The 12,025-nt window shown below is 46.0% G+C and carries 9 protein-coding genes and 1 pseudogene; 9 read left to right on the top strand and 1 reads right to left on the bottom strand.

The features are described from left to right. The first annotated feature begins 51 nt into the window (after nucleotides 1-51). The 9 genes from miaB to GPK58_RS11475 all read left to right on the top strand — a co-directional run bounded on the left by miaB (nucleotide 52) and on the right by GPK58_RS11475 (nucleotide 11,568). Nucleotides 52-1,479, top strand: coding sequence for a tRNA (N6-isopentenyl adenosine(37)-C2)-methylthiotransferase MiaB (miaB, locus tag GPK58_RS11435; protein ID WP_021651459.1), 1,428 nt, complete (start codon nucleotides 52-54; stop codon nucleotides 1,477-1,479). Nucleotides 1,480-1,711: 232 nt separating this feature from the next. After that, nucleotides 1,712-2,023, top strand: coding sequence for a metal-sensing transcriptional repressor (locus GPK58_RS11440; RefSeq protein ID WP_022427232.1), 312 nt, complete (start codon nucleotides 1,712-1,714; stop codon nucleotides 2,021-2,023). A gap of 36 nt (nucleotides 2,024-2,059) precedes the next feature. Continuing rightward, the gene (locus GPK58_RS11445) at nucleotides 2,060-4,621 is read left to right on the top strand and encodes a heavy metal translocating P-type ATPase (protein ID WP_215638674.1); all 2,562 of its coding nucleotides are present in this window, start codon (nucleotides 2,060-2,062) and stop codon (nucleotides 4,619-4,621) included. A gap of 342 nt (nucleotides 4,622-4,963) precedes the next feature. Beyond that, nucleotides 4,964-6,376 (top strand): amidophosphoribosyltransferase, encoded by a 1,413-nt coding sequence (locus GPK58_RS11450; RefSeq protein ID WP_114002522.1) that lies wholly within the window; start codon nucleotides 4,964-4,966, stop codon nucleotides 6,374-6,376. A gap of 205 nt (nucleotides 6,377-6,581) precedes the next feature. Continuing rightward, nucleotides 6,582-7,262, top strand: coding sequence for an HAD family hydrolase (locus GPK58_RS11455; RefSeq protein ID WP_173758320.1), 681 nt, complete (start codon nucleotides 6,582-6,584; stop codon nucleotides 7,260-7,262). Then, nucleotides 7,259-8,062: a bifunctional hydroxymethylpyrimidine kinase/phosphomethylpyrimidine kinase gene (thiD, locus tag GPK58_RS11460; RefSeq protein ID WP_195274594.1), complete on the top strand. Its 804-nt coding sequence runs from the start codon at nucleotides 7,259-7,261 to the stop codon at nucleotides 8,060-8,062. The genes GPK58_RS11455 and thiD overlap by 4 nt, the downstream gene beginning before the upstream one ends. A gap of 4 nt (nucleotides 8,063-8,066) precedes the next feature. Continuing rightward, a complete protein-coding gene (locus GPK58_RS11465) occupies nucleotides 8,067-9,857 on the top strand; it encodes an aminopeptidase P family protein (protein WP_215638675.1) in 1,791 nt (596 codons plus the stop codon). A gap of 101 nt (nucleotides 9,858-9,958) precedes the next feature. After that, entirely contained in the window at nucleotides 9,959-10,957 is a 999-nt protein-coding gene (add, locus tag GPK58_RS11470) for an adenosine deaminase (RefSeq protein ID WP_215638676.1), read from the top strand. A 212-nt stretch (nucleotides 10,958-11,169) separates the two neighbouring features. Next, nucleotides 11,170-11,568, top strand: coding sequence for an IS5 family transposase (locus GPK58_RS11475; protein ID WP_237972393.1), 399 nt, complete (start codon nucleotides 11,170-11,172; stop codon nucleotides 11,566-11,568). Between the two features lie 273 nt (nucleotides 11,569-11,841). Here the strand turns inward: GPK58_RS11475 and GPK58_RS11480 are convergent. Continuing rightward, a pseudogene (locus tag GPK58_RS11480) lies at nucleotides 11,842-12,025 on the bottom strand (hypothetical protein); the annotation flags it as partial.

Raw genomic sequence — 12,025 nt, forward strand, 5'->3', positions numbered from 1 at the left:
TTCAAGGCTCCCGTCTGATGTTGTCTAAAGAAAAATAATTTATAGATACATATGAAATTTTTAGTTATTGGAGGAATTGATTTGAGCCAGAACAAAGAAACAGAGATCCAGCTTCAGTACATTGAAAAATGTAAAGAGCTTCTTGCCAAAAGCAGTACGAAACATCCCACCTTCCACATCCAGAACGAAGGATGCCAGATGAACTCCATCCAGACAGAGTCTATTGCGGCCATCATGGAAAAAATGGGATATGAAATGGTAGATACCGAGGATGCTGATGCAGTTGTATTTAACACCTGCACAGTCCGGGAAAATGCCAATCAGAAGATCTATGGACATCTTGGACATTTAAAGAGCATCAAACGGGAGCACCCGGATATGAAGATCGTACTGTTCGGATGTATGATGCAGGAGCATCACGTAGTAGAAAAGATCCGCAAGGATTATAAATATGTAAATCTTGTATTCGGAACCCATAATATCCACAAATTCCCGGAGCTTTTTTACCGGACGCTGCAGACCGACGACCAGATCATTGATATCTGGAAGGAATCCGATGAGATCGTAGAGGGCATGCCAACTTCCCGCAAATACTCCTTCAAAACAGGAGTCAGCGTAATGTTTGGCTGCAATAACTTCTGCAGCTACTGCATCGTTCCTTATGTCCGCGGCCGCGAAAAGAGCCGCGAGCCACAGGCCATCATCCGCGAGATCGAGGAACTGGTCGCAGATGGCGTTACTGAAATCATGCTTCTTGGCCAGAATGTAAACTCCTACGGTAAAACTCTGGAAACACCGGTGACCTTTGCAGAACTTCTGAAAGAAGTGGAAAAGATCGAAGGACTGAAGCGTATCCGTTTTATGACTTCCCATCCGAAGGACCTGTCCGATGAGCTGATCCAGACCATGGCAGAGAGCCAGAAGATCTGTCACCATCTGCATCTTCCGCTGCAGTCCGGAAGCAGCAGAGTCTTAAAGGAAATGAACCGCCGTTACGACAAGGAGAAATATCTGGAGCTGGTAGATAAGATCCGTAAGGCAATCCCGGATATTTCGCTGACAACAGATATCATGGTCGGATTTCCGGGAGAAACAGAAGAAGATTTCCAGGAAACACTGGATGTTGTAAGAAAAGCAAATTATGATACTGCCTTCACATTTATTTATTCCAAACGAAGCGGAACCCCTGCAGCCGGCATGGAAAATCAGGTGCCGGAGGATGTGGTAAAAGACCGTTTTAGCCGTCTTCTTACCCTGGTGCAGGAAAAGGGCCGGGAAAATTCCTCCCGTTTCCAGGGAACCATTCAGGAAATCCTGGTAGAAGACGAAAACCGGGAGAAGGGTACTCTTACAGGTCGTACCCAGCATAATCTCTTGGTTCATTTCCCAGGAGAAAAAGATCTCATCGGCAAATATGTAAAAGTAAGCCTGGATACCTGCAAGGGATTCTATTATTTCGGACATATCGTGGAAGAGTAGAATTATCGACAAGTCCCCACCCACTGCTTATTGTTTTTCGCAACCCCGTTGGGGACTTACCTGATTCGGCTAATTATAAGTTTATATTACCCGCTCATTGCCATTATCGGATGAGCGGGCTTTTTTATTATAAAAATACTGTTTCTATTGACAAATACCCCATGAGGGTATATATTATTCCATATATAGAGGATACCCCATGAGGGTATTTATGAGAAAGGAGAGACAGCCTATGTCTGAAAAGAAAGCCTGTCCCTGCTGTTGTGAAAAACACACTGCACGTTCAGAAGAGGAGAAAAAAAAGCTGATCAACCGTCTGAAACGTATTGAAGGCCAGATCAGAGGCATTATAGGAATGATGGAGAATGATGCCTACTGTAATGATATCCTGATTCAGTCCGCTGCAGTCAATGCTGCAGTGAATGCGTTTAATAAAGAGCTGCTTGCCAGCCACATCCGCACCTGCGTTGCCCGGGATATCCGGGAAGGTAAGGATGAGACCATTGATGAGCTGGTAGCAACCCTCCAGAAGCTGATGAAATAAAGGGACAAACTGGATTTTAGGAGGTACTGAAAGAAAATGGAACAATATAATGTAACTGGTATGAGCTGCGCCGCCTGCTCTGCCCGTGTGGAAAAAGCCGTATCAAAAGTTCCGGGGGTGAATAGCTGTTCCGTCAGTCTTCTGACCAACTCCATGGGAGTTGAAGGAACCGCTTCATCCGGCGAGATCATTGCCGCAGTGGAAGCCGCCGGATATGGTGCATCCTTAAAGGGCGGAGCTGCCGGAGCGAAGATTTCCATGTCTGCGGCAGAAGAAGCACTGGAAGATCATGAAACTCCGATCCTAAAGAGACGTCTTATCACATCCGTAGGATTTTTGCTGGTGCTGATGTATTTCTCCATGGGGCACATGATGTGGGGATGGCCACTGCCGAAATGGTTTGACGGCAATCACGTAGCCATGGGACTGGTACAGCTGCTCCTGGCTGGTATCATCATGGTGATCAACCAGAAATTTTTCATCAATGGATTTAAGAGTCTGTGGCGCCGTTCCCCAAATATGGATACTCTGGTAGCTCTTGGCTCCATGGCATCCTTCCTGTGGAGCGTCTATGCACTGTTTGCCATGACAAGAGCACAGGCAGACGGAGATTCTGCTGCAGTTATGAATTACATGATGGATTTTTATTTTGAATCTGCAGCCATGATCCTGACACTGATCACCGTAGGAAAAATGCTGGAGGCCCGTTCTAAAGGAAAGACAACGGATGCGCTTAAAAGCCTTATGAAGCTTGCACCCAAAACTGCTGTCGTGGTACGAAAGGGACAGGAACTTACCGTTCCTATTGAGCAGGTTCAGAAAGGAGAAACCTTTGTCGTCCGCCCGGGAGAGAATATTCCGGTGGACGGAGTGATCCTGGAAGGAACCACCGCAGTCAATGAATCCGCACTGACCGGCGAGAGTATCCCGGTTGATAAAGAAACCGGAGATATGGTTTCTGCGGCAACTGTGAATCAGTCCGGATTTATCAAATGCGAAGCGACCAGAGTCGGAGAGGATACCACCCTTTCCCAGATCATCAAAATGGTCAGTGATGCGGCAGCCACCAAGGCACCGATCGCAAAGATCGCAGACCGTGTTTCCGGTGTGTTTGTACCGGCAGTGATCACAATCGCAGTGATCACAACGATCATCTGGATTCTTGCAGGACAGACTTTCGGTTATGCTCTGGCAAGGGGGATTTCCGTTCTAGTCATCAGCTGCCCCTGCGCACTTGGCCTTGCAACACCGGTTGCCATTATGGTCGGCAACGGTATGGGTGCCAAAAACGGAATCCTTTTCAAAACAGCCGTTTCTCTTGAGGAAGCAGGAAAAGTCCAGATCGTCGCACTGGATAAAACCGGAACCATTACAAGCGGTCAGCCGGAGGTAACAGATATTCTCCCGGCAGAGGGAATCACAGAAACAGAGCTTCTCACGCTAGCCTGTGCACTGGAGAAAAAAAGTGAACATCCACTGGCAAAGGCAGTTCTCAAAAAAGCCGAGGAAGAGAACCTTGCCACAGGTGAAGTAACCGGATTCCAGGCACTTCCGGGAAACGGACTTTCCGCTATACTTGGAAGTGACAAACTGACAGGCGGAAGCCTGAAATTTATCAGCAGCCAGACAAAGGTTTCCGCAGACCTTAACAGGAGAGCCGAGCAGCTTGCAGAGCAGGGAAAAACGCCCCTTCTTTTCACACGAAACGGTAAACTTCTGGGAATCATCGCAGTTGCGGATGTGATCAAGGAAGACAGTCCCCGTGCAGTAAAAGAGCTTCAGAACATGGGAATCCGTGTAGTTATGCTTACCGGTGACAATGAGCGTACCGCAAAAGCCATCGGAGCTCAGGCAGGAGTTGACGATGTGATCGCAGGAGTTCTTCCGGATGGAAAAGAAAGTGTGATCCGCGCTCTGAAGGAGCAGGGAAAGGTTGCCATGGTCGGTGACGGTATCAACGACGCGCCGGCACTTACAAGAGCCGATATCGGAATTGCCATCGGTGCAGGAACAGATATTGCTATTGATGCGGCAGATATCGTTCTGATGAAGAGCCAGTTAAGCGATGTTCCAGCGGCAGTACGTTTAAGCCGCGCCACACTTCGGAATATCCATGAGAATCTTTTCTGGGCATTTTTCTACAATATAATCGGCATTCCCCTTGCAGCAGGTGTCTGGATCCCGCTTTTCGGATGGACCTTGAATCCAATGTTCGGAGCTGCGGCCATGAGTCTTTCCAGCTTCTGTGTTGTAACAAATGCACTGCGTCTGAATCTGTTTCAGATCCACAATGCAGCAAAAGACAAAGAAACCAAAAATCCGGTAACATTACACATCAGTCATGATGAAAATATAAAAGAAGAAAAGGAGAACAAAACAATGGTAAAGGTAACGGTCAATGTAGAAGGAATGATGTGCGGACACTGTGAGGCACACGTAAACAAAGCCATCCAGGCAGCTTTCGGAGCAGAAGACGTAGTTTCTTCCCACGAGAACGGAACAACTGTATTCTCTGTACCTGAGAAGGTTGACGAGGCAAAGGTTGAAGAAGTGATCAAGGAAGCCGGTTACGAGTTTAAGGGAATCACCCAGGAATAATCCGGACTTGTCAAGCGGATATTCGCAACCCGCTTCGCTACGTAGCTCTACACCGAATAACTGCCCCGCAGGGGACTTACTTGATTCGGTTAAATTGCATATTTGCCAAATGGCCAAAAGAAACAGTTCTGTAAAAGCGGAGCTGTTTCTTTTGTCTCATACAGAAAAATTTTTCCACTTCTATAAATCCGGCTAATATCTTTATAGTTTATTCTGAAAAAGCAGGATTATCCGCCAAATTGGTTTTTATTTTCAATTCTCTTATGCTATACTGATAGCGATTATGGATATAGGAACGATAACAGAAATCGTTAACATCATAGTAGTAGAGAGGAGCGCATTATGAGCGGATTTTTTGGAGTAGCATCGAAAGATGACTGTGTACTGGAGCTTTTTTACGGAGTGGATTACCATTCTCATCTGGGAACACGCCGCGGAGGTATGGCTGTTTACGGAGAACATGGATTTGACCGTGCCATCCACAACATTGAGAACACGCCTTTCCGTACAAAATTTGACGGAGATGTGGGTTCCATGAAGGGAAATATGGGAATCGGATGTATTTCTGATTATGAGCCTCAGCCCCTTCTGTTCAGTTCCAGGATCGGCAGCTTTGCCCTCACTTTTGTGGGAAAGATCAATAATTATGATGAACTTCTGCAGCAGCTGTATGATACGACCAAGGTACATTTTCAGGAGATGACCAACGGAACAGTCAATGTGACCGAACTGATCGCTGCACTGATCTGTGAAAAGGACAATTTTGTGGAAGGTATCCAGTACGTACAGGGACTGATCGACGGCTCCATGACTCTGCTTCTTATGACAAAAGACGGAATTTATGCAGCCCGTGACAAGATGGGCAGAACTCCTGTGGAAATTGGCCGCAAAGAGGGGTCATACTGTATTTCCTTTGAAAGTCATGCCTATATCAACCTTGGATACGAAGATTATAAAGAACTTGGCCCCGGAGAGATCGTATTCGTAACAGCAGACGAAGTCAAAACTCTGGTTGAGCCCGGAAAGAAAATGAAGATCTGTTCCTTCCTCTGGGTTTACTACGGATATCCGACAGCCTCTTATGAAGGTGTAAATGTAGAGGAGATGCGCTACCGCTGTGGAAGCATGCTTGCAAAAAGAGACGGCGATTCCGTGCACCCGGACATTGTAGCCGGTGTTCCGGATTCCGGCATTGCCCATGCCATCGGATACGCCAATGAATCCGGCATTCCTTACGCAAGACCATTCATTAAATATACACCAACCTGGCCCAGATCTTTTATGCCGACCAATCAGAACCAGCGTAACCTTATTGCCAAAATGAAACTGATCCCGGTACGTGCGCTGATCAAGGATAAAAAACTTCTTCTCATAGACGATTCCATCGTACGTGGCACCCAGCTTCGCGAGACAACCGAATTTCTGTACCGCAGCGGAGCCAAAGAGGTTCATGTCCGTCCTGCCTGCCCGCCAATCATGTACGGCTGCAAATATTTAAACTTCTCACGTTCCAAATCTGAGATGGAGCTGATCACCCGTCAGGTGATTGAGAAGAGAGAAGGCCCCAACTGTCCGCAGGAAGTTCTGGATGAATATGCAGATCCGCATACAGAGAAATACGAGCAGATGGTACAGGATATCTGCAAGATGCAGAATTTTACAACTCTCCGTTATCACAGACTGGATGATCTTCTGGAATCCATTGGGATCGATCCTTGTAATGTATGCACATATTGTTTTAACGGTAAAGAATAAAAAATGTTTTGAAAATAGAGCTGCTGTTTCAGATGAGCCTCCTTAACTCCCGGTTGCATTTTGGATATCTGCGGCTTATAATAAATGCGGATATATCTTTTGTGATATATCCGCGTTTTTTATATCAGTTTTTTATGTCATGGGAAATTATTTCGTAATGTTCCAATGACAGAGTATCACAAAAAAATTTTTCAGGAGTATAAACATGATTTTTCCTATAAAAGCCGTGATATTTGATGCAGACGGCGTCCTTCTGGATTCGCTCTCTGTTTGGAAGGAGCTTGGAAAACGATATATTACAGATCTGGGATATCAGCCGGTTGCGGAAATGGACGAAATCCTTTTTCCCATGAGTATGGAGCAGGGAGCGGACTGGCTGAAAAACAGGTTTACTCTTGCGTATTCCGAAGAAAAGATCGTGATGGATCTGAAATCCCGGATCCGTAAATACTATTTTGAAGAGGTCCCGGCAAAATCAGGTGCCAGAGAACTTCTTCAATGCCTTGCAGAACAGAAAATCCCGGCTGCGGTGGCAACCTCAAGCCCCAGGGAACATATCTGCCGGGCGCTGGAAAGAAACGGACTTCTTTCCTTTTTTGATAAAATCTATACCACCAGTGAGATCGGAGAAAGCAAACATTCTCCGAAGGTCTATCTTACAGCTGCAGAAGCACTGGGAACGGAGCCATCCCGGACGCTGGTTGTGGAGGATTCACTCTACGCGTTGCAGACTGCCGGAAATGCAGGATTTCTGACTGCCGGTATTTATGACGCATTGGGAGAACCGGATCAGGAACAGCTGAAAAAGGATGCCTATATCTACTGTCGGGATCTGACAGAGTTACAGAACCATATATTCACAGAAAACGGAGGAAACCAAAGATGAAAACAGCATTAACCATCGCAGGCAGCGATTCCAGCGGAGGAGCCGGGATCCAGGCCGATATTAAAACCATGATGGCAAACGGAGTATACGCCATGAGTGCCATCACCGCGCTGACTGCCCAGAACACCACCGGTGTCACAGCCATCCAGAATGCAACCGCAGAGTTCCTGGGTCAGGAGCTGGACTGTATTTTTACGGATATCTTTCCGGATGCAGTAAAGATCGGAATGGTTTCCGAAAGTGATCTGATCCATATGATCGCAGGAAAGCTCCGACAGTATCGGGCAAAAAATATCGTGGTGGACCCGGTTATGGTTGCCACAAGCGGTGCAAGACTGATCAGTGAGGAAGCGGTGGATGTTCTGAAGGAAGAACTGTTCCCTCTTGCAGATCTTCTCACCCCCAATATCCCGGAAACCGAGGTGCTTACCGGACGGAAGATCAAAAGCGCCGATGATATGATCGAAGCTGCAAAACAGGTTTCCGAGCAGTATCACTGTGCAGTTCTCTGCAAGGGCGGACATAAGCTCAATGATGCCAATGATCTTCTCTATGTGAATGGAACATATCAGTGGTTTGAGGGAAAAAGGATCGACAATCCCAACACCCACGGAACAGGATGTACTCTTTCCTCGGCCATCACTTCCAACCTTGCAAAGGGATTTTCCATGGTGGAATCTGTAAACCGTGCCAAGGACTATATTTCCGGAGCCCTTGCTGCCATGCTGGATCTGGGAAAGGGAAACGGCCCTATGGATCATGGCTTTGCGATAAAGAACAGTTATACAGAGGAGGCATAAGATTATGACAGTTACAGAACGGATCACAGCTCTTCGAAAACAAATGAAGGAAAAGGGAATCGATGCTTATCTGGTTCCGACCGATGATTTTCATGGTTCTGAGTATGTTGGGGATTATTTTAAATGCAGAAAATACATCACCGGATTTACCGGTTCTGCCGGAACTGCCGTGATCATGCAGGACATGGCCGGACTCTGGACAGACGGAAGATATTTTATCCAGGCTGCACAGCAGTTAGAGGGAACTCCGGTTACTCTGTTTAAGATGGGAGAACCGGACGTACCAACGATCCACAAATTCCTGGAAGAAAATCTGAAAGAGGGAATGTGTCTCGGCTTCGATGGCCGTACCGTAAGCGCAGAAGAAGCAGAGACGCTAGAAAAAATCCTTCAAAAAAAACAGGTACATTTTTCTGTAAATGAGGATCTCATCGGAAATATCTGGGATGATCGTCCAGCACTTTCCTGTGAACCGGTAATGGAATTATCCGAAAAATGGGCCGGAAGATCCAGAGCAGACAAGATCCGTGAGATCCGCAGCAAACTGAAAGAGAAGGGCGCAGACCTCTTTATCCTCACTTCCCTTGATGACATTGCATGGCTTTTAAATATCCGCGGAAATGATATCCACTGCTGCCCGGTAGTTCTTTCCTATCTTGTGCTGGATGACAGTGAGCTCCGTCTTTTTGTCAATGAAAAAGCCTTTTCGGATTCTGTTAAGGAAGCACTTTCCAAAGACGGTATTGCCATTTATCCATATGATGATATTTACACCTATGTACAGACAATCCCCGAAGAGAAAAAGGTATTTCTTTCCAGAAACAATGTAAACAGCCGGCTGGTCAGCAGTATTCCAAAGACGGTAACGATCCTGGACGGTGAAAATCTGACCCTTCTCCCAAAAGCCATCAAAAATGAAACCGAAGTCCGGAATGAAAAGACAGCCCATATTAAAGATGGCGTTGCAATGGTGAAGTTTATCCACTGGCTGAAGAAGAATGTGGGAATGAAGGAGATCACCGAGCTTTCCGCTGCTGATAAGCTCTATGAATTCCGTTCCGTACAGGAGAATTTTCAGGGAAACAGCTTTGATCCCATCATTGCCTACGGTGCACATGGAGCCATTGTCCATTACAGTGCAACAGAAGAAACCAATATTCCACTGGAGCCAAAAGGGCTGGTTCTGATGGATACAGGCGGACATTATCTGGAGGGCACTACTGATATCACCCGCACCGTTGTACTTGGCCCGGTTACTGAAAAAGAAAAAAAATATTTCACAGCAGTACTCCGTGGACACCTGAACCTAGCAGCAGCAAAATTCCGTTACGGCTGTACCGGCCTGAATCTGGATGCCCTGGCTAGAGGACCTCTCTGGGCTATGGGAGAGGATTACAACCACGGAACCGGCCATGGCGTAGGTTATCTTCTCAATGTACACGAAGGACCGCAGAGCTTCCGCTGGAAAAGCCCTGCCGAGCTTCCGGCTCCTGTTCTGGAAGAAGGGATGATCACCTCCGATGAACCAGGATATTATGCGGAAAATGAATTCGGCATCCGTCACGAAAATCTTGTAGTTTGCAAAAAAGCCGAAAAAACATCTTACGGCCAGTTTATGAAATTTGAGCCACTGACTCTGGTCCCATTTGATCTGGAAGGTATCGATCCGGAACAGATGGAAGCAGGAGAGCGCAAATTGCTCAATCAGTATCATGCCCTTGTATACGAAAAGATTTCTCCGTATCTGAATGAAGAAGAGCAATCCTGGTTAAAAAAAGCCACACAGGAAATATAACCCGGAATTCACCTTAATATTTCCTTCCGACAGATACCATAAGAAACGCAAAACCATTTCAGGGATAAGAATAAATCCAACCAGGGAGGTACTTAGCGCCTATGAAAACAGAAAATAGAATTGATCACTACATCGATCTCCACGCACATCTGGACGGCTGCATTACCACAGAGATAGCCAGAAAACTTGCCGCATTGCAGCAGATCACGCTTCCGGCTGCCACAGATGAAGAGCTTCTTTCTCTCCTTTCTGTGCCGGATACCTGCGAAAATCTCAATGATTTTCTGAAATGCTTTGACCTGCCTCTTTCTCTTCTTCAGACAGAAGAGGCATTGGAAGAGGCTGTTTATCTTATCCTTTCTGAAATGAAAGAAGACGGTGTGATCTACGCAGAACTTCGTTTTGCCCCACAGCTCCATACACAGAAGGAAATGACTCAGGAAACAGCGATCCATGCTGCATTACGTGGTCTGAAAAGAGCTCCCATCCCCGGTAATCTGATCTTATGCTGTATGCGCGGTGATCTTAACCAGAAAGAAAATCTGGAAACTCTGGAGCTGGCAAAAAAATATCTTGTTGAAGATGGCGGCGTGGTTGCTATCGATCTTGCAGGAGCCGAGGCACTCTTTCCAACAGAAAATTACGAGGCGCTTTTTGCAAAAGCAAGAGAATATCAGGTTCCATTTACCATCCATGCAGGCGAGGCCGGTGATGCCGGCGATGTAAGAACGGCCATTCATATGGGTGCGGCCAGGATTGGCCACGGCGTGCGGATCACAGGTAATGAAGAAGTGATACAGCTTGTAAAAGATACGGGCGTTTTTCTGGAAATGTGTCCTACAAGCAACCGCCAGACAAAAGCTGTGGAAGAAATGTCTGCTTATCCGCTGAAAGCATTTCTCGAAATGGGACTTAAGGTAACCTTAAATACCGACGATCCGGCGATTGAAAGAACAACCCTTTCCCGGGAATTCCGATATATGGAATCTCTGTTAAATCTTACCCAGGAGCAGAAAAGGCTGCTGCTTCTGAATTCTGTGGAGGCAGCCTTTACTTCCAGGAACAGAAAATGGAAACTGAAAGAACAGCTTCTTTTCTGAACTGTATGAAAACTATCAGGCGAAAGGATAGCCCTGGACACCAATTTTGAACTGGAGCATGAAGATATAAGCCGTTTTATTATTTCCGGAAAGGGCACTGCACTGTCGCATGTATTGGAATGATCATAAAGAATAAACAGGACATCCGAATAGAAAATTTCTCATTACCCCATCTTGAACCCAAAATCCTTTTATGATAGAATTGAAAAATTATGTTGAGACGATACGAATTAACCGATGAAGAATGGATCCGTATAGCTTCATTACTGCCGCCTGAAAATTCTGGAAAACAGGGATGCCCACAAAAATGCAGCCGGACAATTCTGAATGGAATTGTTTGGATTGCTCGTAGCGGAGCTCCATGGCGAGACCTTCCAGAACGTTATGGCTCCTGGCAAACGGTTTATTCCCGTTTCCGTAAATGGATTGAAGACGGCACCCTTGATAATATTTTTCGTGTTTTGAGCTTAGAAGCCGAATTAACAGAACTGTCAATGGACGTTTCTATCGTCAAAGCTCATCAGCATAATGCTGGAGCAAAAAAAGGGGGCCTCCAAACGAAATCGGACACAGCCGTGGTGGAGCCAGCACAAAAATCCATGCAGTTGTAGATGCATACGGTTATCCGGTTTATTTTATGATCCGTGAAGGGCAGCGTAACGATATCAATTACGCAATCCCTTTGCTGGATCATGTCAATCTAGGAAATGAGAGTACAGCTAATTGAATGAATCGAAAGGCTGTACTTTTATTTTAACTATAAAAGTTCTGGACAGCTACACTATCTGTAAATTATAACATATTATGCATCAGCTGCGATACAGGTATTTCCACAACAGTTACAAAAAGATGGTGAACCGGACTGAATCCACCATCTTTTTTCTTTATCTTCTGTTATTAATAACCTCTCTCGCCATATCTGCAAGTTCTCCGGCAGATAATTTTCCATCTATTTGCAGCAAATCATACTGGATGCCATCCTTATTCCAGTTAACGCTTTGAACCTGACTGACTTCAATCTGAGAAGCACTGTCATCGTAACTGAATACAACTTTTCCACTGGACTGG

Origin of the sequence: Blautia sp. MCC270, from assembly GCF_018785605.1 — a bacterium.
In the GTDB taxonomy this organism is placed as follows: Bacteria; Bacillota; Clostridia; order Lachnospirales; family Lachnospiraceae; genus Blautia_A; species Blautia_A fusiformis.